This window comes from Paracidovorax konjaci (assembly GCF_900112675.1).
In the GTDB taxonomy this organism is placed as follows: Bacteria; Pseudomonadota; Gammaproteobacteria; order Burkholderiales; family Burkholderiaceae_C; genus Paracidovorax; species Paracidovorax konjaci.
This window is the reverse complement of sequence record NZ_FOMQ01000011.1, coordinates 17,607-41,484: the sequence shown is the minus strand read 5'-3', so window position 1 is coordinate 41,484 and position 23,878 is coordinate 17,607. Positions and strand designations below refer to the sequence as shown.

The 23,878-nt window shown below is 70.4% G+C and carries 22 protein-coding genes and 1 riboswitch; of the genes, 17 read left to right on the top strand and 5 right to left on the bottom strand.

Translation table 11 applies throughout. The features are described from left to right. Positions 1–33: 33 nt before the first annotated feature. Both BM144_RS16025 and BM144_RS16020 read left to right on the top strand, forming a co-directional pair. A complete protein-coding gene (locus BM144_RS16025; protein WP_092954300.1) occupies positions 34–315 on the top strand; it encodes a FixH family protein in 282 nt (93 codons plus the stop codon). A gap of 116 nt (positions 316–431) precedes the next feature. Further along, positions 432–719 carry a hypothetical protein gene (locus BM144_RS16020; RefSeq protein WP_092954298.1) on the top strand — a complete coding sequence of 96 codons (288 nt, stop codon included), beginning with the start codon at positions 432–434 and terminating at the stop codon, positions 717–719. Positions 720–896: 177 nt separating this feature from the next. Here the strand turns inward: BM144_RS16020 and fnr are convergent, their stop codons facing one another. Continuing rightward, complete coding sequence (fnr, locus tag BM144_RS16015; RefSeq protein ID WP_092954620.1) at positions 897–1,616, bottom strand: fumarate/nitrate reduction transcriptional regulator Fnr; 720 nt, start codon at positions 1,614–1,616, stop codon at positions 897–899. 195 nt (positions 1,617–1,811) lie between these two features. Here fnr and hemN point away from each other — a divergent pair, with 195 nt between their 5' ends. The 4 genes from hemN to BM144_RS15995 all read left to right on the top strand — a co-directional run bounded on the left by hemN (position 1,812) and on the right by BM144_RS15995 (position 7,485). After that, positions 1,812–3,194 (top strand): oxygen-independent coproporphyrinogen III oxidase, encoded by a 1,383-nt coding sequence (gene hemN / locus BM144_RS16010; RefSeq protein ID WP_092954295.1) that lies wholly within the window; start codon positions 1,812–1,814, stop codon positions 3,192–3,194. 13 nt (positions 3,195–3,207) lie between these two features. Further along, positions 3,208–3,990, top strand: coding sequence for a sulfite exporter TauE/SafE family protein (locus BM144_RS16005; protein WP_092954292.1), 783 nt, complete (start codon positions 3,208–3,210; stop codon positions 3,988–3,990). A 106-nt stretch (positions 3,991–4,096) separates the two neighbouring features. Continuing rightward, positions 4,097–5,407, top strand: a complete 1,311-nt coding sequence (locus BM144_RS16000; RefSeq protein ID WP_092954289.1) for an HD-GYP domain-containing protein — start codon at positions 4,097–4,099, stop codon at positions 5,405–5,407. Continuing rightward, positions 5,404–7,485, top strand: a complete 2,082-nt coding sequence (locus tag BM144_RS15995) for a putative bifunctional diguanylate cyclase/phosphodiesterase (RefSeq protein ID WP_092954286.1) — start codon at positions 5,404–5,406, stop codon at positions 7,483–7,485. Before BM144_RS16000 ends, BM144_RS15995 begins: the two co-directional genes overlap by 4 nt. A gap of 449 nt (positions 7,486–7,934) precedes the next feature. On the opposite strand, the gene BM144_RS15990 is transcribed toward BM144_RS15995, so the two are convergent. Further along, complete coding sequence (locus BM144_RS15990) at positions 7,935–8,378, bottom strand: cell division protein ZapA (RefSeq protein ID WP_092954283.1); 444 nt, start codon at positions 8,376–8,378, stop codon at positions 7,935–7,937. After that, the gene (locus tag BM144_RS15985; protein ID WP_092954280.1) at positions 8,379–8,624 is read right to left on the bottom strand and encodes a DUF904 domain-containing protein; all 246 of its coding nucleotides are present in this window, start codon (positions 8,622–8,624) and stop codon (positions 8,379–8,381) included. A gap of 116 nt (positions 8,625–8,740) precedes the next feature. Next, a riboswitch (cobalamin riboswitch) is annotated at positions 8,741–8,993 on the top strand. A gap of 89 nt (positions 8,994–9,082) precedes the next feature. Here BM144_RS15985 and BM144_RS15980 point away from each other — a divergent pair. From BM144_RS15980 to BM144_RS15935, 10 genes are all read left to right on the top strand, one after another. Beyond that, on the top strand, positions 9,083–10,951 hold the full coding sequence (locus tag BM144_RS15980) for a TonB-dependent receptor domain-containing protein (protein ID WP_175526050.1): 1,869 nt from the start codon (positions 9,083–9,085) through the stop codon (positions 10,949–10,951). Continuing rightward, entirely contained in the window at positions 10,948–12,387 is a 1,440-nt protein-coding gene (locus BM144_RS15975) for a cobyrinic acid a,c-diamide synthase CobB (protein ID WP_245783691.1), read from the top strand. Before BM144_RS15980 ends, BM144_RS15975 begins: the two co-directional genes overlap by 4 nt. Next, a complete protein-coding gene (locus BM144_RS15970) occupies positions 12,384–12,983 on the top strand; it encodes a bifunctional adenosylcobinamide kinase/adenosylcobinamide-phosphate guanylyltransferase (RefSeq protein ID WP_092954274.1) in 600 nt (199 codons plus the stop codon). The genes BM144_RS15975 and BM144_RS15970 overlap by 4 nt, the downstream gene beginning before the upstream one ends. Next, positions 12,980–13,939: an ABC transporter substrate-binding protein gene (locus BM144_RS15965; RefSeq protein WP_092954271.1), complete on the top strand. Its 960-nt coding sequence runs from the start codon at positions 12,980–12,982 to the stop codon at positions 13,937–13,939. The genes BM144_RS15970 and BM144_RS15965 overlap by 4 nt, the downstream gene beginning before the upstream one ends. Further along, positions 13,936–15,012 carry a FecCD family ABC transporter permease gene (locus BM144_RS15960; RefSeq protein ID WP_245783690.1) on the top strand — a complete coding sequence of 359 codons (1,077 nt, stop codon included), beginning with the start codon at positions 13,936–13,938 and terminating at the stop codon, positions 15,010–15,012. Before BM144_RS15965 ends, BM144_RS15960 begins: the two co-directional genes overlap by 4 nt. A gap of 5 nt (positions 15,013–15,017) precedes the next feature. After that, a complete protein-coding gene (locus tag BM144_RS15955) occupies positions 15,018–15,815 on the top strand; it encodes an ABC transporter ATP-binding protein (RefSeq protein ID WP_092954268.1) in 798 nt (265 codons plus the stop codon). Between the two features lie 72 nt (positions 15,816–15,887). Beyond that, positions 15,888–16,457: a cob(I)yrinic acid a,c-diamide adenosyltransferase gene (gene cobO / locus BM144_RS15950; RefSeq protein ID WP_092954265.1), complete on the top strand. Its 570-nt coding sequence runs from the start codon at positions 15,888–15,890 to the stop codon at positions 16,455–16,457. Positions 16,458–16,656: 199 nt separating this feature from the next. Next, complete coding sequence (gene bluB / locus BM144_RS15945; protein ID WP_434802675.1) at positions 16,657–17,415, top strand: 5,6-dimethylbenzimidazole synthase; 759 nt, start codon at positions 16,657–16,659, stop codon at positions 17,413–17,415. Next, positions 17,408–18,415 (top strand): adenosylcobinamide-phosphate synthase CbiB, encoded by a 1,008-nt coding sequence (cbiB, locus tag BM144_RS15940; RefSeq protein WP_092954262.1) that lies wholly within the window; start codon positions 17,408–17,410, stop codon positions 18,413–18,415. Before bluB ends, cbiB begins: the two co-directional genes overlap by 8 nt. Beyond that, a complete protein-coding gene (locus BM144_RS15935) occupies positions 18,412–19,461 on the top strand; it encodes an aminotransferase class I/II-fold pyridoxal phosphate-dependent enzyme (RefSeq protein WP_092954608.1) in 1,050 nt (349 codons plus the stop codon). The genes cbiB and BM144_RS15935 overlap by 4 nt, the downstream gene beginning before the upstream one ends. A gap of 7 nt (positions 19,462–19,468) precedes the next feature. On the opposite strand, the gene BM144_RS15930 is transcribed toward BM144_RS15935, so the two are convergent. Together BM144_RS15930 and BM144_RS23320 are read right to left on the bottom strand one after the other, a co-directional pair. Beyond that, complete coding sequence (locus BM144_RS15930) at positions 19,469–21,214, bottom strand: phospholipase D-like domain-containing protein (RefSeq protein ID WP_245783689.1); 1,746 nt, start codon at positions 21,212–21,214, stop codon at positions 19,469–19,471. A 7-nt stretch (positions 21,215–21,221) separates the two neighbouring features. Next, positions 21,222–22,712, bottom strand: coding sequence for a type III effector (locus tag BM144_RS23320; protein ID WP_245783688.1), 1,491 nt, complete (start codon positions 22,710–22,712; stop codon positions 21,222–21,224). A 243-nt stretch (positions 22,713–22,955) separates the two neighbouring features. Here BM144_RS23320 and budC point away from each other — a divergent pair, with 243 nt between their 5' ends. After that, on the top strand, positions 22,956–23,756 hold the full coding sequence (gene budC / locus BM144_RS15920) for a meso-2,3-butanediol dehydrogenase (protein WP_092954601.1): 801 nt from the start codon (positions 22,956–22,958) through the stop codon (positions 23,754–23,756). Positions 23,757–23,878 lie beyond the last annotated feature (122 nt).

Below are 23,878 nucleotides of genomic sequence, written 5' to 3'. Positions count from 1 at the left end.
TGGGGCCGTGATGACGAAACGAAGGAGTTCGTGATGACACAGCAATCCTCCCCATCGGCCGTCGTGGCCCCGCAGCCCTGGTGGAAATTCGGCCACGTGTGGCTCGTGATCGCCGGCCCGGCCGTGGTGGTCGTGGCGGGCCTCGCCACCGCGTGGCTGGCGGTCAGCAAGCCCGATCCCGTGCTGGCGGAGGACTATTACCGCCGCGGTATCGAGATCAACCGAACCCTGGAGCGCGCGGGCAACGACGGCATGGCGCCAGCGATGAAGGCCCGCAACCACGCCGCCACGCCGGCGCAGGACCAGCCGCGCTGAAGGGGTCGCCAGGGGGCGGGCCGCCTCGCGGGGCGGTGCCGCCCTGGGCCTCCCGGGGGGGCTTCTGCCGTTCGCGGTGCCCCCCGCACAGACAGTCAGCCAAGGAGCAGATCGCAATGAGGACTCAACGCTTGATGTGGATCGCCTGGCCCGCCTTCCTGGTGGCCGGCCTGATCGAGATGGTGGTGTTCGCCTTCGTGGACCCCGAGGCGCTTCACTGGTTCGACCAGCCGCTCACGCTGTCGCGCGACGGCGTGTACACGGTGGCGTTCTTCGTTTTCTGGGCGCTCACGATGCTGTCGGGCGCGCTGACCACGCTGCTGTCGATGTCGCCGTTCGAGCTCAACCGCTGCCCGGTGCCCACGGGCGAAAGGCCGCTCGAGTGCGGCAAGTTCTCGCAATGAACGTTTTCTGAATGCTGCCTGTCCCGCCAAGGCGTTCGAAACCGGCGCGGCCAGAAGACCAGCAGACGCCGTGGAACCGGCTTTGCCGGGCCACTGGCGTCGCCCCCCCTTCCTGCGAAGCGCAGCGCCGCGAGAGGGGGGGGGAGCGGCGCAAGCCGCTCGGGGGGATGCTCTTTTCTAGTGGCAGGCTTGGCTGTTCACGATGCGCTTGAGGGCGTCGGGGTCCAGGATGCGCACGTGGCGCTGCTTCACTTCCACGGTGCCTTCTTCCACGAACTTCGAGAAGGTGCGGCTCACGGTTTCCAGCTTGAGTCCGAGGTAGCTGCCGATTTCTTCGCGCGTCATGCGCAGGACCAGTTCCGATTGCGAGAAGCCGCGCGCATGCAGGCGCTGGACCAGGTTGAGCAGGAAGGCCGCGAGGCGTTCTTCGGCGCGCATGCTGCCCAGCAGCAGCATGACGCCGTGTTCGCGCACGATCTCCCGGCTCATGATCTTATGGACATGGTGCTGCAGGGCCGTGACTTCGCGCGACAGCTCTTCGATGCGGTCGAAAGGCATCACGCACACCTCGGCATCTTCCAGCGCCACCGCATCGCAGGTGTGGTGGTCGCTCACGATGCCGTCCAGGCCGATGATCTCGCCTGCCATCTGAAAGCCCGTGACCTGGTCGCGTCCATCCTCGGTGGCCACGCAGGTCTTGAAGAAGCCCGTGCGGATGGCGAAGAGCGACGTGAAGGCCTCCCCGTTGCGGAACAGCGTCCCGCCGCGCTTGACCTTGCGGCGCGTGGCGACGATGTCGTCGATGCGCTGCAACTGCTGCTCGTTCAGGCCCAAGGGCATGCAGAGTTCGCGCAGATTGCAGTTGGAGCATGCAACCTTGATGGTGTGCGGATTCATGGATGAGCGGCCTTCCGTTTCAAGCGCGCCGGCCGTGGCCTGCCCGTGGTTCGAAGGGGAAGTGGGCACGGGCAAATGGCTGGCAACTGTCATGGGTCAATTGTGGCAGCGCTGCGCGGCCGAAAGCTTGACGCACGTCAAGGACGGGGCGGTGGCACCTGGGGCACATTGTGGTTCGAGAAGGAATTCCGCACCATGAATGCTGTGACACCCGAGCTTTTGCGCCGCTTCGACGTGCCAGGGCCCCGCTACACCTCCTACCCGACCGCGGACCGGTTCGTGGAGGCCTTCGGCCCGGACGAGTATGTGCTGGCGCTCCAGCAGCGCAGGCTCGGCTCGGCGGCCAAGGCCGTGCCGCTCTCGCTCTACGTGCACATCCCGTTCTGCGAATCGCTTTGCTACTACTGCGCTTGCAACAAGATCATCACGCGCCACCCGGAGCGGGCCGACGTCTACCTGCGCTACCTGAGCCGCGAGATCGATCTGCACATGGCCCACTGCGCTCCCGGGCAGGCGGTGAGCCAGTTGCACATCGGCGGCGGGAGCCCCACCTTCCTGAGCGACGATGGCCTCCAGGAACTCATGGGCATGCTGCGGCGCAGCTTCACGCTGGTGCCGGGCGGCGAATATTCGATCGAGATCGACCCGCGCACGGTGGATGCGGGCCGGCTCGCACGGCTGGCGGAGATGGGCTTCAACCGGCTCAGCTTCGGTGTGCAGGATTTCGACCCCGAGGTCCAGAAGGCGGTGCACCGCGTGCAGCCCGCCGAGCAGGTGTTCGCTCTCATGCACGAAGCGCGCCGCCTGGGTTTCGAATCCATCAACGTGGACCTGATCTACGGCCTGCCGCGGCAGACGCCGGAATCGTTCGACCGCACGCTCGCGCAGGTGAGTGAATTGCGGCCCGACCGGATCGCGCTGTATGCCTATGCCCATCTGCCGGAGCGCTTCAAGCCCCAGCGGCGCATCGTCGCGGCCGAGCTGCCGATGGCATCGGCCAAGGTGTCGATGCTGTCGCGTTCGCTCAATGCATTCCAGGAAGCCGGCTATGTGTACGTGGGCATGGACCACTTCGCATTGCCCGAGGACGCGCTGGCCGTGGCCAAGCGGCAGGGGCGGCTGCACCGCAACTTCCAGGGCTACAGCACCCAGCCCGACTGCGACCTGATCGGCCTGGGGGTATCGGCCATCGGGCGCGTGGGCGCGACCTACAGCCAGAACGCCAAGACCCTCGACGAGTACTACGACTTCATCAACCAGGGGCGCCTGCCCGTGGTGCGCGGGCTCGCGCTCACGCGCGACGACCTCGTGCGCCGCTCGGTCATCATGGCCCTCATGTGCCAGGGCGAAGTGCTGTTCGAGCCCATGGAGCAGTCCTGGCTCATCGACTTCCGCCGGTATTTCGCCGCGGAGATGGAGGTGCTGGAAGGCATGGCGGAGCAGGGGCTCGTCACCGTGGGAGACGACGGCATCTCGGTGACCAGCATGGGCTGGTTCTTTGTGCGCGGCGTGGCCATGGTGTTCGACCGCTACCTGCAGGCCGACCGCAACCGCGTGCGGTTCTCCCGCATCATCTGAACGGGATCCACCCATGCCCGATGCCCTGGTCTGGACCGCCTTCGCCATGGGGCTGGCCGGCGGCCCCCATTGCCTGGCCATGTGCGCGGCACCCTGCGCCGCGCTCATCGGCGGTACGGGAAGGCCCGCTGCCGCCGCCACGGAAGGTGCTCCGGTGCAGTGGGTGGCCATGCCGGTGGGAGGCGGGGGATCGGCCCGCGCTGCGCTGCCGCCGGTCGGGGCGCCGTCGGCCACCGCCGTGCGCACGGCCTGCTTTCACCTGGCGCGGCTCGCAGGCTATGCGACGGCCGGGGCGGTCGCGGCGTTGGCCATGGACCGCCTCGCGTGGCTCACGCAGCAGTCCGCGGCGCTGCGGCCTGCCTGGACACTGATGCACGTCGGCATGCTGGCCTGGGGCCTGCTCATGGCGTTGCAGGCCCGCCAGCCCGCGTGGGTGGAACGGGCGGGCCGTGCCGTGTGGGCGCGGATCGGCCCGAGAGTCCGCGCGCCCGGGGGCGTGGCGGCCGCCGGAATGGCCTGGGCGCTGATGCCTTGCGGGCTGCTGTATTCGGCGCTGCTGGTGGCCGCCCTGGGGGGCAGCCCCTGGCGGGGTGCGGTGGCGATGGCGGCCTTCGGCGTCGGGGGCATGCTCTGGCTGGTGGGCGGTGCCTGGGCCTGGCGGCGGCTGCGCAGCCACGTGGACGCTGCCCGCGCCACCTGGGGTACGCGCGCCGCGGGGGCGCTGCTGGTGGCCGTGGCGGGCTGGGCGCTCTGGATGGACGTCTGGCGCCACCCTATGGAAATGTGGTGCCGATAGGGTTTGAAATTTTGCCCGGCGACCGAAACGGGTGCTTATGAAGTAGTGATAATGGTTACGAACGAGAGGTGTTTCCACACGACCTCCCGTACCCTCGCTACAGAAAGTGAACCACTCCCTCCTCATCGACGTTGGCCGGCTGCGCGTGGGCATGTACATCCAGCTGGAGCTGGGTTGGATGAACCATCCGTTTCCGGTCAGCAGCTTCCGCATCGCGTCGGGTGAGCAGATCGGCACCCTGGTGTCCCTCGGGTTGGGGCAGGTCCGCTGGGTCCCTGGCAAGAGCGACCCGGGGTTGCAGGAAGCCCTGGCATCGGAAGACAGCCGCCGCGAAGCCGCGGCGGCCGGCACCGCGGAAGGCGCAGGCGCAGGCGCAGGGGCGCCGGCCCCGCTGCCGCACGCCGAGCCGGCCGATTCGCTCCAGGCGCGGCTGGAGGCCCAGAGGCGGTCCCTGGCCCAGTGCGACGAGCGCTTCGCCCGGGCCACCCGCATCTACGAACGCCTCGCGCTCCATGCCGAGCAGGATCCTGCCGAGGCGCGCAAGGCCACCGAGTCCCTGATCACCGGCTGCGTGGACGAACTCATGGCCAATGGCGATTCGGCCATCCGCCTGCTGTCCGAGCGGGCCGGCACGCGTGCCGCGCTGCACTCCGTGAACGTGACCGTGCTCGGTCTGCTGCTCGGCAAGGCCCTGGGACTGCAGGGCGACGACCTGAACAACCTCGGCGTCGCGGCCCTGCTGCACGATCTGGGAAAGATCACGCTGCCCCCGCACGTGGCCCAGCCCAGCGCCGTACTCGGCCCGGCCGACCAGGCCCTCTACGAGGCGCACGTGGGCGAGTCCGTGGTGCTGGCGCAGCGCATGGGCCTGGGCCGGGCCGTGGTCTCGGCCATCGCCCAGCACCACGAGATGGCCGACGGCAGCGGTTTCCCGCTCGGGCTGAAGGCAGGCGACCTGGGCCGTGCGGGCCAGGTGCTCGCCCTGGTCAACCATTACGACCGCATGTGCAACCCACTGCGCGGCGCGGCGCCCCTCACGCCGCACGAGGCGCTGTCGGTGCTGTTCGCGCAGCACAAGGCGCGGTTCGATCCCAAGGTGCTGCAGGCGTTCATCCGGCTCATGGGGGTCTATCCCGCGGGGTCGATCGTGCAACTGACCAACGACCGCTATGCGATCGTCGTCTCGGTCGATTCGAGCCGGCCCCTGCGGCCGCTGCTGATCGTGCACGACGGCGCGGTGCCCAAGGAAGAAGCCCTCGTCGTGGACCTGGAGCGCCTGCCCGACCTCGGCATCCGCCGCAGCCTGCGGCCCGCCCAGCTCCCGCGCGATGCGCTGGACTATCTTTCGCCCCGCAAGCGCATCTGCTACTTTTTCGAGCGCGCCGTGGACATCGGCCCGGACGGGGTGGCTTCGTGAGCGGCGCACCCATCGATATTGCCTGGCGCTCCGTCTTCCAGGGGTTGCCCGAGGCGCTCTGGCTGGTCGATGCCCAATCGCTCAACGTCGTCTTCTGCAACCAGGCCGCGGCCGACCTGGCCGGCCGGCCCGCCGAGGCCATGGAAGCGATGCCGGTGCACGCGCTGGCCTGCACGCCCGAAGACCTCGCGTTCTGGTCGCAGGACATGGCCGGCCTGATGGCGGGCATCCATTCGCACTCCAACATGCTGCGCAGCGACGGGCAACTGGTGCCCGTGGACCGCCGCGTGGCCGCGGTCGCCTCGCCCGCGGGCATGCCGCTGCTGGTGCTGGGCATGGTGGACCGCAGCGAACAGGCGTCCACGCAGCGCGAGCTGGAACGCCTGCTGTCCGAACTGCGCGCCACGCTCGATTCGGCTGCCGACGGCATGCTCGTGTGCGACATGGCCGGCCGCGTGCGGGCGTTCAACCAGCGCCTGGCGTTGCTCTGGAACATGCCCGACACCCTGCTGGTCGAGCGCAACGACGCGGCCGTGGAGGCGCACATGGCGGGGCAGGTCGCCGATGCCGATGCCTACCGCGCGCGCCTGCTCGGCATCGCGCAGTTCCCCGACGAGGAAACCACCGACATCCTGCAGTTGCGCAACGGCACGGTGATCGAGCGCCGGTCGGTCCCGCAGCTGAGCCACGGCCGTCCGATGGGCCGGGTGTATTCCTTCCGCGACCTCACGCTCCAGCACGCGGCCCAGAAACGCATCGAACAACTCGCCTACAGCGACGTGCTCACCGGCCTGCCGAACCGCCTGCTGCTGTCGCGCCGCGTCGCGTCGGCCATCGAGTCCGCGCGTGTCCAGGGCGGTGGATTCGCGATCCTGTTCATCGACCTGGACCGCTTCAAGATCATCAACGACTCCCTGGGGCATCTCTTCGGCGACCGCGTGCTGCAGCTGGTCGCGCAGCGCCTGCAGAGCTGCCTGCGGCAGACCGACATGCTGTGCCGGCTCGGGGGCGACGAGTTCGTCATTTACCTGCATTCCGGCGCCACCGACGTGGCGGAAGGCGTGGCGCGCCGCATCCTTGAGGAGATGCGCCAGCCCTTCATGCTCGACGGCATGGGTTTTTCGATCCAGTGCAGCATCGGTATCGCCCTCCACCCGCAGGACGGCGAGACGCTGGACGACCTCATCAAGCAGGCCGACACGGCCATGTACCGCGTGAAGGAGCGGGGCCGCGGCAGCTACGGCTTCTACCAGCCGCAGATGAATGCGGACCTGCTCTCGCGCATGAAGCTCGAGCACGCGATGCGGCAGGCGCTGGACCGGGGGCACATGGCCGTGCACTACCAGCCCCAGATCGCCATGGCGACCGGGCGCGTCGTGGGGGCCGAGGCACTGCTTCGCTGGACCGATCCCGAGCTGGGCGCGATCTCTCCGGGCGTGTTCATCCCGCTGGCCGAGGAGTCGGGCTACATCGTCACGCTGGGTGCGTGGGTGCTGGAGCAGTCGATCCGCGAGGCGGCCGAATGGATGCGCGCCGGCTCTCCGCTCATGGTGGCGGTGAACGTGTCCGCGCTGGAGTTCCGGCAACCCGACTTCGTCGAGCGCCTGGTCGTGCTGCTGCAGCGCCACGGCCTGCCGGCCACGCTGCTGGAGCTGGAACTCACCGAGACCATCCTGCTGCAGGATGCGCAGGAGATGGAGCAGCGCCTCGCCGCGCTGGCCGAGCTGGGGGTGGGACTGGCCATCGACGATTTCGGCACGGGCTATTCCAGCCTGGCCTACCTCAAGAAGCTGGCGATCCACAAGCTCAAGATCGACCAGTCCTTCGTGCGCGGATTGCCGGGCGACGAAGGCGACCGCGCCATCATCCACGCGATCGTGCACATGGGCCGCGCGCTGCGCATCGAAGTCGTCGCCGAAGGGGTGGAGACGCCCGCGCAGCGCCTGGCGCTGGAGCAGATGGAGTGCCATTACTTCCAGGGTTTCCTGTGCGCGCCGGGGTTGCCGGCCGAGGCCTTCCGGGCGCTCATCACGGGTGGCCAGGCCTATGTGTGGGAGCCTGTCCCCGAGCCCACCTGATGGGGCGTGGTCCGGTGCCCGGCGCACCCGTTCGCCGGGGGGCGGGCCTGCGGGCCCGGGGGCGAAATCTGGGGGCGGGGGGCTGCCCCGCCTGTGCATGCGCTTTCGGCCACGGCTTCCTGCCTGCCGCTTACCGGATAGCCGGTGGAATGCAGGCACGCTTTCAGGTGCAAGGGCCCGCCAGGCCCTGAACGAAAAAGCGCCGCGGGGTTGGGCCGCGGCGCTGGGAATGGGTGTCTGCAGTATCCACCGGACCCTCATCCTGAACCGGGGGTTCAGGGGGGCGAGGGCAGCCAGGCGTTGGGCTCATCTGACGCGAGATGATCACGCTCACCGGGCAATGTACCAAGCCCGTGCTCAATGAGCATTGGTTCAAGGAAATATAAAGCCCGGCGGCACTGCAGACGCCTCCATTGTAGGCGCGCAAAACGCCCTTTGGAAGCGCAGGGTCAGAGGTGCCGGTGATCGTCGCCGAGCGCCTGGTCCAGGCGGCGCAGCAGCGCGTCGAGCGCATCGCCACCGGGCGCGCCGGACTCCGCGGTGTCGGCCAGCAGGCTGGCCTGCGAGGGCACCGGCGCGGGCGCCGGCGATGGCTCCAGCGGCGCGGCGGCCGGCGGAGGCAACGGGGCCGATGCATCGAATGCCGGGCCGGCCGGCTCCGCCGCACTGGCAGCGCCCTGGGCCGCAGCCTCGGCACGGTCGGCCAGTTCGAAGGCGAGGTTGAGGGCCGCCAGCACGGCAATGCGCTCGCGGGCGCGGACCTTGCCTGCATCGCGGATGCGGGTCATGGCCGAGTCCACGCGCTCGACGGCCTGCAGCAACCGCTCCTGCTGCCCTTCGGGGCAGGCGAGGCGGTAGCTCTGCTGCATGATCTGCACTTCGATCTGGTTCATTCAGGCGTCCTTGGGCAGGTCGGTCGGGTTGGCCGGTGCATCGTCCTCATCGGGGGGCAGCTTTTCCAGCAGCGCATCCACGCGTATGCGGGCGGTATTGAGGCGCGACCGGAGCGAATCACGCTCCTGCGTGAGCGCGAGCACCTGGGAGGTGAGCAGCGCATTGACGCGCTGCAGCTCGGCATGGCGCGCGAGAAGCCGCTCCACGCGCTCGGTGATCTGGTCGATGGGAGGGGGGGAAACCATCCGGGGATTGTAGGGTTGGCAGTCTCGAAGTGAGACTTCGCGCCGGGTAAGCACCTGTGTGCGGGCCGGCGCACGGGCGCCATTCCGGCATGCGGAGCGCCGCGACGCGGGGGTTGGCTAGAATCCCCGCCGTTGGTGCCTGCGGTCCTGGTTCACAGGCCGCGGTTCAACGGGAAGCAGGGAGGCGCCGTCCGCCATGGGCGCGCCGTGCCTGCGCTGCCCCCGCAACGGTCAGTGGACGAAAGCCGCCGCCCCGGCCCGGCTTTCCCCTCCTTCACAAGCCACTGGGCGCCTTGAACAAGCGCCTGGGAAGGCGTCGGAGGGCGTGGTTCCACCAGCCCGGATACCGGCCAACACGGAGGCCGTGCGCCCCGGCCCACCAGGCCCGGGGCGCACGGCCGTGTCACCCAATGCCGGCGGGGAGGCCGGCGCGGGTCCGCTCTCTGCCGATCGTTTCCATGCATTCACCATTTCCCCGTGTCCGCGGCGCCGCTGGCGTGCGCTCCTTCCCGTCCCTGCACGTTCCCGCCGCCGTGGCGCTGGCCGCAGGCCTCGCCCTCGCGGCCGGCGCCCACGCCGCACCGGCCGCGCAGCTCGGCGATACCGTGGTCACCGCCACGCGCACGCCCCAGCCGCTGTCCGACCTCGTGGCCGACGTGTCCATCGTGGACCGCGAAACGATCGAATCGAGCGGCGCGACGGGCGTGGCCGACGTGCTGGCCCGCGTGCCGGGGGTGGAGATCTCGCGCAACGGCGGGCCCGGCACGACGACCAGCGTGTACCTGCGCGGCGCCGAGCAGCGTTTCACGGCCGTGTTCATCGACGGCGTGCGCATGGATTCGCAGACCACGGGCGGCGCACCCTGGGAGGCGATCCCGCTGGGCCTGATCGACCGCATCGAGGTGCTGCGCGGCCCCGCCGCGGCGGTGTACGGCTCCGACGCCGTCGGCGGCGTGATCCAGATCTTCACGCGCAAGGGCGAAGGCCCGGCGCAGCCCTACGTGGGCGTGGGCGCCGGCAGCCACGGCACCTACAAGGCCGAGGCCGGCGTGAGCGGCTCGGCGGGCGAGGGCCGTGCGGTGGACTACGCGTTGGGTTTCGAGCGCGAGATCAGCGACGGCTTCAATGCCCGGACCATCGCCGGCCAGAACCCCGACAAGGACGGCCTGCGCCATTCGTCCGTGAACGCGCGCGTGGGCCTGCAGATCGACCCGCGCCAGCGGCTCGAAGGCACGCTGGCCGCGGCCGACACCAATGCCGGCTACGACACCACGCCGCTGGGCAACGACGACCGCGCGCTGCACCGCATGCACGCGCTGGGCCTGAACTGGCGCGCGCAGTGGAGCGACCGCTACACCACCCGCGTGTCGGTCACCGATTCGCGCGACCGCTACGAGACACGGCCTTCGCCCTACCTCACCGACACGCGCCTGCGCGGCTACCTGTTCCAGAACGAGTGGCGCGAGGGCGGCCACCTCTTCACTGCCGCGCTCGAGCGCCGCGAGGACGAACTGCGCAACGGCACCATCGACGGCGACCGCTCGCAGGACGCGCTGGCGCTGGGCTACGGATTCACGTCGGGCCCGCACGCGCTGCAGTTCAACGCGCGCCACGACTCCGACAGCGAGTTCGGCGGCCACAGCACCGGCAGCATCGCCTACGGCTACGCGATCACCCCGCAATGGCGCGCGACGGCCTCGGCGGGCACCTCGTTCCGCGCGCCCACGCTCTACCAGCGCTTCAGCCAGTACGGCGTTGCCTCGCTCAAGCCCGAGGAAGGCCGCAACACCGAGGTGGGGCTGCGCTGGGCGCAGGGCGCGAGCAGCGCCTCCGTCGTGGCCTACCGCAACCGTGTGAAGAACCTCATCGTGTTCGGCGCGGCGGGGCCGTGCCAGGATGCGTTCGGCTGCTACGCCAACGCGGGCCGCGCCCGGTACCAGGGCGTGACGCTGTCGGCCCAGCATGCGCTCGGAGGCGTGCAGCTGCGCGCATCGCTGGACCTGCAGAACCACCGCGACGAGGACACCGGCCGCCAGCTCGCCCGCCGCGCCAAGCGCCATGCCACGCTGGGCGCCGACACGCGCATCGCGGGCTGGACGGTGGGCTCGGAGGTGCAGGCCTCGGGCCGCCGCTTCGACAACGCCGCCAACACCTTCGTGCTGGGCGGCTACACGCTGGTGAACCTCTACGCCAGCACGCGCGTGGGCCAGGACACGACCCTGCTGGCGCGCGTGGACAACGTCACCGACAAGGACTACCAGACCGCGCGCACCTACGCACAGGCCGGCCGCACGTTCTATGTGGGCCTGAAGTGGGCGCCGCGTTGAGCGCCTTCGCGGTGCCGGCGGGCAGCGGCACGGTCCGCTGCCCGGCCATCGCCATCGCCGCGCCGTCGTCGGGGCAGGGCAAGACCACGGTGACCGCCGCGCTGGCGCGCCTGCACGCGCGCCAGGGGCGGCACGTGCGGGTGTTCAAGTGCGGCCCGGATTTCCTCGATCCGTGCTGGCACGAACTCGCGAGCGGCGCGCCCGTGCACGCCATCGACCTCTGGATGACCGGCGAGGCCGACGCCGCCGCGCGCCTGCATGCCGCGGCCGTCGAGGCCGACCTGGTGCTCGTCGAGGGCGTGATGGGCCTGTTCGACGGCACGCCGAGCCTGGCCGATCTCGCGCAGCGCTTCGGCCTGCCGGTGCTGGCGGTGGTGGATGCCTCCGCCATGGCGGGTACCTTCGGCGCGCTGGCCTGGGGCCTGCGCCATTACCGGCCGGGCCTGCCCTGGGCGGGCGTGCTGGCCAACCGCGTGGGCAGCGAGCGCCACGCGGGCATGCTGCAGGGCAGCCTCGCGGACGCGCAGGACTGGCTGGGCGCACTGCCGCGCGTGGTGCCCGCGCAGGACGCTGGAGCGGCCCCGCAGCCGGCCCGCCAGCGCGCGGGCCTGCTGCCCGAACGGCACCTGGGCCTGGTGGCGGCGCACGAGCTGGCCGACGGCCTGGCGCGCATCGACCAGGCCGCCGACGCGCTCGCGCAGACGCCGCTGGGCCGCCTGTCGATCGAGGACTGGCGGCAGCGCTTTTCCGTGGACTTCGAGGCGCCCGCGCCGCAGGCCGCGGTGCCGCCGCTGCTGGCGGGGCGCACGGTGGCGGTGGCGGACGATGCCGCCTTCTGCTTCATCTACCGCGCCAACCTGGACACGCTGCAGGCGCTGGGCGCGCGCGTGGTGCGCTTCTCGCCGCTGGCCGATGCGCAGCTGCCCGGCTGCGATGCGGTGTGGCTGCCGGGCGGCTACCCCGAGCTGCATGCCGAGCGGCTGGCCGCCAACACGGGTATGCAGGCCAGCCTGCGCGCGCACGTGGCGGCGGGCCGGGCGGTATGGGCAGAATGCGGCGGCATGATGGTGCTCTTCGAATCGATCACCCTGGCCGACGGCGCCACGCGCCAGCCGCTCTGGGGGCTGCTGCCGGGCCACGTGGCCATGCAGCGGCGGCTGGCGGCCCTGGGGCCGCAGCAGCTGGACCTCGGCGGCCATGTGCTGCGCGGCCACACCTTCCACTACTCGACCTGCGACAGCCGCGCCGACGTGCGCACGCACACCACGCGGCCCGAGGCGGGCAGCGGGCCTTGCGAGGCGCTCTACCGGCACGGCAGCATCCATGCGAGCTATTTCCACGCGTGGTTCCCCTCCAGCCCGCGCGCGGTGGCGGCGCTGTTCGGGGCCGAGGGCGCGCTGCAGGCGGAGCCCGGCGCGCACGGGGACGTGGCATGACGCAGGCGCCGTCGATCGCGCGCAGCGAACTCATCCTGGGCGGGCAGAAGAGCGGCAAATCGCGCCGAGCCGAAGCGCTGGCGCGCGCCTGGCTGGACCGGTCGCCCGCGCACCGGGCCGTGCTGATCGCCACCGGCCAGGCCTGGGATGCCGAGATGCGCGAGCGCATCGCGCGCCACCAGCGCGAACGCGCCGAGCGCGTGCCGGGCATGGCCACGGTGGAGGAGCCGCGCGACGTGGCCGGCGCGCTCGCGCGCTGCAGCACGCCGCAGACGCTGGTGGTGGTCGATTGCCTCACGCTCTGGCTCACGCAGTGGCTGATGCCGCTGCAGGCGGAGGCTTCTGAACCAGACAGTACCCATGCCGCCGGATTCATTGAACAGTCTGCTATGTTTTTAGGAGCAATCCGGCAGGCGCCGGGCCCGGTGGTGGTGGTGGGCAATGAGATCGGCCTGGGCGTGATCCCGATGGGGCGCGAGGTGCGCGGCTTCGTCGATGCGCTGGGCGTGCTCAACCAGCGCACCGCCGAGGCCTGCGAGCGCGTCACGCTCGTGGCCGCCGGGCTGCCGCTCACGCTCAAGGAGCCCGTGCCATGAGGTGGCCCGGCCTGCGGGGTCGCACCGTACCGCTGGCGCTGGCCGCCGCGCTGGTGCTGGGCGTGGCGGGTGCCGCCGGGTGGGGGCCCGCGCATGCGCAGGCTCCGTCCGGGCCGGCGGCGCCGTCGGCTTCTCCGGCGCCGGTCCCCATCGCGATCACTGACGCGCGCGGGCGCCGCGTGGTGTTCCAGAAGCCGCCGCAGCGCATCGTGAGCCTGCTGCCCTCGCTGACCGAATCGGTGTGCGAGCTGCAGCAGTGCGCGCGCCTCGTCGGCGTGGACCGCTATTCCAACTGGCCCGACGCCGTGCGCCGGCTGCCGCAATTGGGCGGCGGCATCGACCCCAACATAGAAGCCATCGTGGCGCAGCGGCCCGACGTGGTACTGCTGGCCGCCAGCTCCCGCGCGAGCGACCGGCTGGAGGCGCTCGGCATTCCCGTCGTGGCGCTGGAGCCCAAGACGCATGCCGACGTGCGCGCGGTGCTGGGCACGCTCGGCACGCTGCTCGGCGTGCCGGCGGAGCAGGGCGCGGAGCGCGTCTGGCGCGTGATCGACGCCGGCGTGCAGGCCGCCGCGCAGTCGCTGCCCCCGCGCGCCCGGGGAGCGCGCGTGTATTTCGAGGTGAGCCGCGGCCCCTATGCGGCCGGCACGGTGTCGTTCATCGGCGAGACGCTCGCGCGCCTGGGCGCGCGCAACGTGGTGCCGCCCGCGCTGGGCCCGTTCCCGCGGCTGAACCCGGAGTTCGTCGTGCGGGCGGCGCCCGACGTGCTCATGGTGGGCAACAGCAGCATGCAGGCGCTGGTGCCGTACCCGGGCTGGGAGAGCCTGCGCGCCGTGCGCGAGCAGCGCGTGTGCGTGTTCGCGCCGGGCGAGGCCGACGTGGTGGTGCGCCCGGGCCCGCGCATGGCCGATGCAGCGCGCATCATGGCGCGCTGCCTTGCGGACAAGGCGCCATGAGCGTGCCGCACGGGCCCGGTGCCGCGCCCCCAGCCCCACCCGATGCGGTGGCCTGCGATGCCGCCGGCCCGCACGGCGTCCGCCGCTCCGCGTGGCTGGCCGCCGGGCTGCTGATCGCCAGCGCCGTGCTGGTATTGCTGGGCGCGGGCGTGGGCAGCACCGGCATCGGCTTCGCCTGGGGCGCGGACGCCGATCCCGTGGCGCGACAGATTTTGTGGGACATCCGCCTGCCGCGCACGCTGGGCGCATGGCTGGCTGGCGCGCTGCTGGGCCTGGCCGGCGCGGTGGCGCAGGGGCTCTTCCGCAACCCGCTGGCCGATCCGTACCTGCTGGGCAGCGCGTCGGGCGCCGCGCTCGGCGGGGCGCTGGCGATGGCGTTCTTCGGCCTGTCGCCCACGGCGGCGCAGTGGCTCGCGCGGCTGGGCGTCACGGGCATGGCGTTCCTGGGCGCGGTGGCGGCGGTGCTGCTCACGCTGGTGCTGGCGCGGGGTGTGCAGCACACGCTGCGGCTGCTGCTGGCCGGCGTGATCGTGGGCGTGGTGCTGGGGGCCGCGCGCGACCTGGTGGAACTGGCCTCGCCCGACATCCTGCAGGCCATGCAGGCCTTCACGCTCGGCAGCACCAGCTTCGTGGGCTGGATCGCCTGCGGCCTGATGGCGGGCGCCTGGGCCCTGAGCGCGGGCGCCGCCTTTGTGCTGGCGCGCGCGCTCGACGGCCTGGTGCTCGGCGAATCCACGGCCGCCAGCCTGGGCCTGCCGCTCGCGCCGATGCGCGCCGGGCTCGTGGCCGCGATGGCGCTCGCCACCGGCACGGCCGTGGCGCAGACCGGGCTGATCGCCTTCGTGGGCCTGGCCGCGCCGCACCTCGTGCGCTCGATCGCGCCGTGCACGCACCAGCGCCACGTGGTGCTGGCCAGCCTGATGGGCGCGGTGCTGCTGCTGGCGGCCGACATCCTCGCGCGCTGGATCCTCGCGCCGCAGGAGCTGCCCGTGGGCGTGCTCACGGCGGCGCTCGGCGGCAGCTACCTGCTGTGGCTCATGCACCGCCGCACGCAGCTCGGCCGTGGCTTATAGTTGCTATGAAAAACATAGCAATCTCTTCAATGGATCTGGCGGCATCCCTCGGAAATGCCTCCATATTGCACGGCGTGGACCTGCAGTTGCCCGCCGGCTCCTGGACCAGCGTGGTCGGCCCGAACGGCGCGGGCAAGTCCACGCTGCTGAAGGCGCTGGCCGGCCTGCTGCCGCGCGGCGCGGTGCGCGGGCAGGTGGAGCTGCTCGGCCGCCCGCTCGCGCACTGGGGCGCCCGCGAGCGGGCGCGGCACCTCGCCTGGCTCGGCCAGGGCGAGCCCGGCGGCGACGACATGCCGGCCTACGAGGTGGCCATGCTCGGCCGCCTGCCGCACCGGCCGTGGCTCGCGCCGCCGGGCCCGGCCGACCATGCCGCGGTGCGCGCGGCGCTGGAGTCCACCCAGGCCTGGGAATGGCGCGACCGGCCGCTCGCGCGGCTGTCGGGCGGTGAGCGCCAGCGCGTGCTGCTGGCGCGCGCGCTCGCCGTGCAGGCGCGCGTGCTGCTCATGGACGAGCCGCTCGCCCACCTCGACCCGCCGCACCAGGCCGACTGGCTGCGCACCGTGCGCGGGCTAGCGCGGCAGGGCTGCGCGGTGGTGAGCGTGCTGCACGAGGTATCGTTTGCGCTGCAGGCCGATGCGCTGGTCATCCTGGCCGCGGGCCGCGTGTTCCACCATGGCCCGTGCGCCGATCCGGCCACCCACGCCGCGCTGGAGGCCGTCTTCGGCCACCGCATCCGCGTGCACGCGGTGGACGGCCTGCACGTGGCCGTGCCGCGCGTGCAAGGGCCGCCGCCCGCGGCGTGAGGCGCGCGGTCCGCTTCTGTTTGTCTGCTTCTCTTTTTCTGCTTCTTCCTTTCGTCGTCTTCCCAACCCGCCATGCAGATCGAATCCCCTCCCACCGAGCGCCGCTCGGACAAACCCGAAGGCGAGCGCCGCGGCCTCGTGCTGGTGAACACCGGCGACGGCAAGGGCAAGAGCACGGCCGCCTTCGGGCTCGCGCTGCGCGCCCACGGCCGCGGCAAGGCGGTGAAGATCTTCCAGTTCATGAAGGTGCCGAGCGCGCGCTTCGGCGAGCACCGCATGTTCGAGCAGCTCGGCATCCCCATCGAGGGCCTGGGCGACGGATTCAGCTGGAAGAGCCGCGACCTGGAGCATTCGGCCGCGCTCGCCCGCGCGGGCTGGGAGCGTGCGCGCGCCGCCATCCTGGGCGGCGAATACTTCCTCGTGGTGCTCGACGAGGTGACCTACCCGCTCATCTATGGCTGGCTGCCGCTCGCCGAGGTGCTGCAGGCGCTGCGCGAGCGCCCGCGCGACGTGCACGTGGTGCTCACCGGCCGCCGCTGCCCGCAGGAGCTGATCGACGTGGCCGACACGGTCACCGAGATGGCGCTCGTCAAGCATGCCTTCCAGGCCGGCGTGCCCGCGCAGCGCGGGATCGAGGATTGATGGAACACCCCCCTGGGCGGCTGCGCCGCTTCTCCCCGCTCTCGCCGCACCGCTTGCGGCGGGCAGGGGGAGGGCGACAGTGGCCCGGCAAGGCCGGTTCCGCGGCGTCTGCCGGCATGGCCTGCTCCGCGGCCATCGGACCGGCGAAGGCCGCGCCGCACGGCGCCAGGGGCCGCGAACAGGAAAGCAGCACACCGTGATGCCTGAAGAAGAATCCGCCGGCCAGGGCATGGGCCGGCCCTACAGCGACGCGGAGCGCGACGCCGTCTACCGCGCCATCCACGAGCGGCGCGACATGCGCCACTTCGCGGGCGGCAGCGTGGCGCCCGGCGTGCTGGCCCGGCTGCTGCGCGCGGCGCACCACGGGCCCAGCGTGGGCTTCATGCAGCCCTGGCGCTTCATCCGCGTGACCGATGCGGCGCTGCGCGCGCGCCTGCACGCCTGCGTGCAGGCCGAGCGCGAGCGCACGGCCGGTGTGCTGGGGGACGGCGCGCAGGTAGAGGGCGCGGGCCGGCGGGACGAGTTCCTGCGGCTCAAGCTGGAGGGCATCCTCGATGCGGCCGAGCTGATCGCCGTGGCGCTGGCCGACGGGCGCGAGGCCCACGTCTTCGGCCGCCGCACGATGCCGCACATGGACATCGCCTCGGTGGGCTGCGCCATCGAGAACCTGTGGCTGGCCGCGCGGGCCGAGGGGCTGGGCCTGGGCTGGGTGTCGATCTTCGACCCGGCCGAGGTGGCGGCCCTGCTGGGCCTGCCGCCCGGCGCCGAGGCCGTGGCGCTGCTGTGCCTGGGGCCCGTGCACGATTTCTACCCCGCGCCGATGCTGGAGCGCGAGCGCTGGGCGCGCCGCGCGCCGCTCGCCTCGGTGGTGTTCGACGATGCCTGGGGCCGGCCCGCACGGTGGCTTCCGGACGCCGGGGCGGAGGAGGGCGCCATGCCGGGGCAGCGCGATGGCTGAGCTGGCCGCCGTGCTGATGCAGGCGGCGGGAGACGCACTGCCCGGGGCGCTGGCCCTGGTGCTGGCGCTCGCGATCGACCGGTGGTGGGGCGAGCCGCCCGCGGCCCTGCACCCCGTCGTCTGGATGGGCCGGGCGCTGCACTGGTGCGGCGCGCGCATCGCGCCCGCGCGGCCGCGCGCGGACGACCGGCGCGCCTTCGCGCTGGGCGCGGGGGCGTGGCTGCTGCTGGCCGCGCTGGTGGCCGGCGCGGCCTGGGCGCTGGAGCGCTCCACGCTGGAGCTGCCGCTGCTGCTCGCCGTGCCCGTGCTGGCGCTGCTGTTCAAGCCGCTTTTCGCGTGGCGCATGCTGCGGGGGGAGGTGCTGGCGGTGGAGTCGGCGCTGTCCCAGTCGCTGCCGGCCGGGCGGGAGCGGCTCGCGCGGCTCGTGAGCCGCGACGTGCATGCGCTGCAGGCCGTGCAGGTGCGCGAATCGGCCATCGAGTCGCTGGCCGAGAACCTGAACGATTCGGTGGTGGCGCCGCTCTTCTGGTTCGTGCTGCTGGGGCTGCCGGGCGCGGCGCTCTACCGCTTCGCCAACACCGCCGATGCCATGTGGGGCTACCCCGGCATGCGCGGCGGCCGCTACTGGCAATGGGCCGGCAAGTGGGCCGCGCGCGCGGACGACGTGCTCTCCTGGGTGCCGGCGCGCCTCACCGCGGCGCTGCTGTTGCTGGGCGCGCGCGGCGTGCGCTGGGCGGCCGTGGCCCGGCAGGCGCGCAAGACCCCGTCGCCCAACAGCGGCTGGCCCATGGCCGCCATGGCGCTGGCGCTCGGCGTGCGCCTGGCCAAGCCGGGCGTCTACACGCTGCACCGGCGCGGCCGCCGCGCCGCGCCGCTGCACACGCGCCGCGCCGCCACGCTGGCGGGCGAGGCCGTGCTGCTGTGCGTGCCGCTCGCGCTGGCGGCGCTGTGGCTGCGCGAACTGCTGCACATGGCGCTGGCGGCAGGGTGGAGCGCATGAGGCCGCCGGGGCCTTCTCTGCCCGTGCACGGCGGGCCCGATGCGCTGGGCGTGCCGCTGCACGACTTCTCCACCAACGCGAACGCCTGCGGCCCGTGCCCGGCGGCGCTGGCGGCCGTGCAGGGCGCCGACGCCGCCCGCTATCCGGACCCGGCCTACACCGCGCTGCGCGAGGCCCTGGGCGCATGGCACGGCGTGGCGCCCGCGCGCATCGTGGTCGCGGCGAGCGCGAGCGAATTCATCCACCGCCTGGCCGCCTGGGCCGCGCGGCGCGGCCTGGCCGGCGTGGCCGTGCCCGCGCACGGCTACGGCGACTATGCGCGCGCCGCGGCGGCCTGGGGCTTGCCGGTGCGCCGGTTCCCGGACGTCGGGCCCGCGCCGGTGCTCCACTGGGCCTGCGACCCCGCAAGCCCGCTGGGCACGCCCGACCCGGCCCTGGCCGCGTGGCGCGCACAGGAGCGAGACGGCTGTGCGGGGCCGGACGGCGGCCTGCGCATCGTCGATTGCGCCTATGCGCCGCTGCGGCTGGAGCCGGCCGGTGCCGGCGAGTCGCTGCCCGCGGACGCCTGGCAGCTCTGGACGCCCAACAAGGCCCTCGGCCTCACGGGCGTGCGCGCGGCCTATGCCGTCGCCCCCCTCCACGCATCGCCGGACGCGGTCGCCGCGCTGCAGTCGCTGGCGCCGTCCTGGCCCGTGGGCGCGCACGGCGTGGCGATGCTGTCGGCCTGGGTGGCGCCGGAAGTGCAGCGCTGGCTGGCCGGCACGCTGGACACGCTGCGCGCGTGGAAGGCGGCGCAGCAGGCGCTGTGCGAGTCCCTGGACTGGCGTGTACTGCCCGGCAGCCAAGCCAATTACTTCGTTGCGAAGCCCCCTGCTGCAGACCTGGCGCAGCGGCTGCGCGCGCTGCGCGATGGGGGTGTCAAGCTTCGGGATTGCACTTCCTTCGGGCTGCCGGGGTGGGTGAGGCTTGGTGTGCTCGGCTCTGAAGGAAGGAAGACGCTGGAGCAGGCTTGGCGCGCGTCAAGCGTCTGCGTAGCCCGAAGCTGAGCTGTCTTCAGCGCTTTCTGTAGATGCTCTCTTTGCTGTTGCTGCCTTGGCGGATGTCCTCAAAGAGCGCACGGCATAATCGATCGTCGCGGGTTTCGAAGACCATGAGGTTCTCGTTCGAGCGATAGTGGGATTGGCCGTCGAGGTTATAGGAGCCTGTCATGACGACGCAGGTGCCATCGGCCCGGGTGAGCAGGTAATTCTTCGCGTGCAGCACGAGTTCGCTATCCATGTTGATCCGAAGCGTTTGCGCCCACTGCGGCTCCGGGGCGTAATGCTTGATTGTCAGTGTTCCCACAGGAGGATTAGTCGTGCGCCGGTAAAGTTGCGTCGCGGCCAGATCCGCGATCTTCCTGCTGGACACGTCCACCAGAATATTGACGTCGCAACCTCTGGCGAGCGCTTTGCCGATCAATGCGAACGCCTCTGTTCCCAACTTTTTGCCTGCAATGTCCAGCCTGTCTCCGGAACCGGCGCTACCGAAGATTTTCGCCAATGCGAAGCCGATGGGTTTGCCTTCGATGCGACCTCCCGTGGAGAACATGTTCCGGTAGCCGTTGGAGGGGTTCTGCATCCAAAGAACCTTGTGTTTGCCGCCGCGAAAAGCTATGCCGGTGTTGTCAAATGCATCGAGCATGCGTTCTTGATCTGCGACCCGGCTATCGGAGCCGAAGGGAGACCGGATCTGCACCTGCTTCAGCGCTTTGAAAGTGTCCGCTGGTCGAGCCAACGGCTGCATTGCAGCCTCGTCGCCATTGCAGAGCAACCGTCCGCACGAGATGGCATGGTTGCCGATCAACTCATCGACGAAATAGTCGCGTTGGCTGCGAGCCAGACCACTGCCGATGGCTATGCATCCGCCATCCAGCCAGCCATCCTTGGTCTTGTTGGCGATGCTGGCCCCGAGCGTCGCCGCGATACCCCTGTCGTTGATCGCGAACTTATTGTGATGGGAGCCTGCTGCGCCACGGGCTTTGGCCGAGACGAAGTAAATGCGGCATCTCACATTGCCGAGGCGGAGATGTTCGTCGGTCTGCTGGCGGTTGTATGCGCGCACGACTTCGGGCCATGTCGTCGTGCCTGGAAGACGGCTTTCTGTCTTGAGCGACATATTGGCCGTGACGTTCTGGCCGACCACGGCGGCAACGAGGGCGTTCCGCTGGAGTTTGTTGTCGTTGTACAGCAATATGAATGTGAAGTCCGCGTCATGTTGCCGCTTGGCCAGAGATTCCAGCATGGCGAAGGTGGTGCCGGAGACTTGCCCCGGAACGTGGTCTTTGGCCGGATTGACACTGAAAGAGGTCATGATGGCCAGCCTGTCTGCGGATTCGATGGTGAGACGTATGAGTCTTTTCTGGCGGTCTTCGCTGGATGGCACCGTATCCAGCACGAGGGTGGAGGGGTCGAGATGGAAAAAGCGTGGTGGCATGCGACTGGAAAGTTCAGCATGCAACTCTCCCACCAGGTCACCATCGGCGCGAGCCGATGGCGCCGCTGTCGATGCTTCTGCCTGGGGAAAGGGGCTTTCAGCAGACGCGATGCCCGCTATGTCCACGGCGCCCCCGTTGCCGAGAAGCGCTGCGGGGCCGGCGCCGCGCGGTGGAAGGGAGGCTGTCTGGGTCCGCGAGCCCTGCACAGGAAATGACAATGCCTGCGTTCTGGCGGTCGCGGTGCGCTCGCTGGCGGTCGGAGAGCGCTGAACGTAGGCATCGCGCCCCGGCCTGGCAAGACGGTTGGCTGGTGAGGAAATCATGTCGTTTTCAATCCTCGCGCCGCGCCGTTAAAGGATCCCAAAGAGAGATGCGGTGCGACGAGCCCAAGCCGAAAATGCTGGCGGCGGATGCTTGAGCCGGCTTGGTTCGGTCGGCTGTGTCGTTCTGCGAATCCATCGCGCGCTGCAACAGAGAAGCGGCGCCCGTGTTGCAGTTGCCGACCATGTCGGAGGCGTGCGGTGGCAGGCGCTGGAAACGCGGAGTGGAAGCGGACAGGGCATGGCGCTGTTCGGTATCCGCGATGGGCGGCCGCTCTTCGGACGGAACACCGGACCCATCGCGGCCCATCAGTTCGTCCTGGTAGAGCTGATGCAGCAGGAATTGCTGCCGAGCATGCATCAAGTCGAGACTGCCGGCGCCGGTGATTTCCTTGAAGTAGGCCTTGCGCCCAAGTTCCTTGGGCGGACTCTCGAAAGCGCGAAGATCTCTTTCTGGCGCGGGGGGCTTCTCCACCCTGAAATCCCCGCTTTTCTTCGGCCAAAGTTCCATGGTGTGCATGGGAAGAAGCCGGTAGATCGACATCACCTCCTTGTGGATGTCGGCCGGATCGACCGTTTCACCGCGAGCGAGGCGATAGGCCGTATAGAAGTCCTCGCGACTGGCGAACCGCTCTCTTGCGAGTTGCGCGACCACCTGCCGGACATGCTCTGGATAGCGTTGGTCGCCGGCTTGGCGCATTTTGGACAGAAGACGCTTCATCGAGGTTTCGTCCAGAGCCACGGGCCCGCGCAGAGGATCCCCTCCAACCCCATAGAGCACCGCGCCGCTCTTGCGGCCCTTGCCCGGGTCGCCCGCCACCACGTAACCATGCGTCGGGACGGCATAGCCTCGGGTATTGCGATTGACGTAATAGACCGGAATTTTGCGCAGTGATTCGGCGCCGCGGGATCGCATTTCTTCGAGCACTGCAGAAAAGGCTTCGTGTTCCTTGCCGGACGGCAGACCTGGAAACTTGGGCGGTAGCCGGACATCGACGATGGTGCCATCGTGATCCCGGCGCAACTCCATCACGGCGGTCTTGCCCGCGACGCGTTGGGTGCAACGCGTCCAGCCATCGCCGAGATCCAGTTGCGACGAGTCCGGGCCGCCGGATGTCCTCGCCATGAAACGAATGAAGTCTGTGGCTTGGTCTTGGGCAGTTCGCGACCCGATGAACTGGCGAACCTTGCTTGCCGCCTTTTCCAGAATACCTTGGCCCTGCGTCCAGCCCAAACGGGATCGTGCCCTGACGATGGACTCTGTGTCCCGCAGCGCGTGAGGATCGATGCGATGTTCCGCGGCAACAGGGTTGTCCCGCCTGCGATCGGAAGTATTCCCGGCTCCGGCACTGCGTGGCGCCAGATCGGGCGGACGGTGCAGGGCCGGATGGCTGGAACTGCTGCCCGCCGCTTCGTCGCTCCGCGGCATTTCTGAAGCAGGCAGGCGAGACGACGCAGAGGCTGCTGACCGATGCAAGCCCCGGGTGTTGGACATAGTCATTTGGTGAATCTTTGGAAATGGCCGAAAACTAACCGTTGTGCAATATTTTTCTAGCACTCTGCACCGGTTGCCAGCGTGCATCCGCAGCGTGGCGAAAACACTCTTCGGAAAAAGAAGTTCTTGCTGGCTCGAATCATTGCCTCGGTGCGTGGGGTATTTGCCTACATCGATGAGGGGCTGGTGGGAAGCATGTTCGCGTGCATCGACTGGGACAATCGCCGCTTTGTAAGCAATGGAGAAGCCATGCTCGACAACCAACTCGGATCTCGGGGCGCGCCTTTTGCCCGCTTCGCCGGCAAGGTCGTGATCGTCACCGGCGCGGGCTCCGGCATCGGCGCCGCCACCGCGCGCCGCTTCTCGGAAGAAGGCGCGATGGTCGCCATCGCCGACCTGAGTGACGAGAAACTCGCCGCCACCCGCGCCGACCTGCCCGCCGACCGCACGCTCGCGCACCCGGCCGACGTGTCCCTGTTCGACGAGGTGCAGGAACTCGTCGATGCCACCGTGGAGCGCTTCGGCCGGCTCGACGTCATGGTCAACAACGCCGGCATCGCCGTGCAGGGCAAGGTCACCGAAGCGAGCCTGGAAGACTGGCACCGCGTCCTGGCCACCAACGTCTCCGGCGTCTTCCACGGCGCACGCTCCGCCATGCCGCACCTGATCAAGAGCCGGGGCTGCATCGTCAACACCTCGTCCGTCTCGGGCCTGGGCGGCGATTGGGACATGAGCTTCTACAACACCTCCAAGGGGGCCATCTCCAACTTCACGCGCGCGCTGGCGCTCGACCACGGCCGCGACGGCGTGCGCGTGAACGCGGTGGCGCCCAGCCTCACCTTCACGGGCATGACCGAAGACATCAAGGGCAACCCCGAACTGCTCGCCAAGTTCGCCGAACGCATCCCGCTCGGCCGCGGCGCCGAACCCGAAGAGATCGCCTCCGTGATCGCCTTCCTCGCGAGCCCGGACGCGGGTTTCGTCACGGGGGTGGTGCTGCCGGTGGATGGCGGGGTGTCGGCATCCAACGGGCAACCGGCGCAGGGATGAGGGCAGGGCCGGTCCGCCTGCGGCCCGCACGTTGCGGTCCGGCGACCGGCCCAGTGCCTTGGCGATGCAGGCCAGTTCCCACCACAAACTCTGATAAGTTCAGCACCGCCGAAAAAAGCGCG

Coding starts and splice junctions, on each gene's coding strand:
- bluB (WP_434802675.1), top strand. CDS start 16,657: ATGCCTGAAGAAGAATCCGCCGGCCAGGGCATGGGCCGGCCCTACAGC.
- BM144_RS23320 (WP_245783688.1), bottom strand. CDS start 22,712: ATGACTATGTCCAACACCCGGGGCTTGCATCGGTCAGCAGCCTCTGCG.
- budC (WP_092954601.1), top strand. CDS start 22,956: ATGCTCGACAACCAACTCGGATCTCGGGGCGCGCCTTTTGCCCGCTTC.
- BM144_RS16020 (WP_092954298.1), top strand. CDS start 432: ATGAGGACTCAACGCTTGATGTGGATCGCCTGGCCCGCCTTCCTGGTG.
- BM144_RS15965 (WP_092954271.1), top strand. CDS start 12,980: ATGAGGTGGCCCGGCCTGCGGGGTCGCACCGTACCGCTGGCGCTGGCC.
- BM144_RS15960 (WP_245783690.1), top strand. CDS start 13,936: ATGAGCGTGCCGCACGGGCCCGGTGCCGCGCCCCCAGCCCCACCCGAT.
- BM144_RS15970 (WP_092954274.1), top strand. CDS start 12,384: ATGACGCAGGCGCCGTCGATCGCGCGCAGCGAACTCATCCTGGGCGGG.
- cobO (WP_092954265.1), top strand. CDS start 15,888: ATGCAGATCGAATCCCCTCCCACCGAGCGCCGCTCGGACAAACCCGAA.
- BM144_RS15930 (WP_245783689.1), bottom strand. CDS start 21,214: ATGATTTCCTCACCAGCCAACCGTCTTGCCAGGCCGGGGCGCGATGCC.
- cbiB (WP_092954262.1), top strand. CDS start 17,408: ATGGCTGAGCTGGCCGCCGTGCTGATGCAGGCGGCGGGAGACGCACTG.
- BM144_RS15980 (WP_175526050.1), top strand. CDS start 9,083: ATGCATTCACCATTTCCCCGTGTCCGCGGCGCCGCTGGCGTGCGCTCC.
- BM144_RS16025 (WP_092954300.1), top strand. CDS start 34: ATGACACAGCAATCCTCCCCATCGGCCGTCGTGGCCCCGCAGCCCTGG.
- BM144_RS15990 (WP_092954283.1), bottom strand. CDS start 8,378: ATGAACCAGATCGAAGTGCAGATCATGCAGCAGAGCTACCGCCTCGCC.
- BM144_RS15955 (WP_092954268.1), top strand. CDS start 15,018: ATGAAAAACATAGCAATCTCTTCAATGGATCTGGCGGCATCCCTCGGA.
- BM144_RS15935 (WP_092954608.1), top strand. CDS start 18,412: ATGAGGCCGCCGGGGCCTTCTCTGCCCGTGCACGGCGGGCCCGATGCG.
- hemN (WP_092954295.1), top strand. CDS start 1,812: ATGAATGCTGTGACACCCGAGCTTTTGCGCCGCTTCGACGTGCCAGGG.
- fnr (WP_092954620.1), bottom strand. CDS start 1,616: ATGAATCCGCACACCATCAAGGTTGCATGCTCCAACTGCAATCTGCGC.
- BM144_RS15985 (WP_092954280.1), bottom strand. CDS start 8,624: ATGGTTTCCCCCCCTCCCATCGACCAGATCACCGAGCGCGTGGAGCGG.
- BM144_RS16005 (WP_092954292.1), top strand. CDS start 3,208: ATGCCCGATGCCCTGGTCTGGACCGCCTTCGCCATGGGGCTGGCCGGC.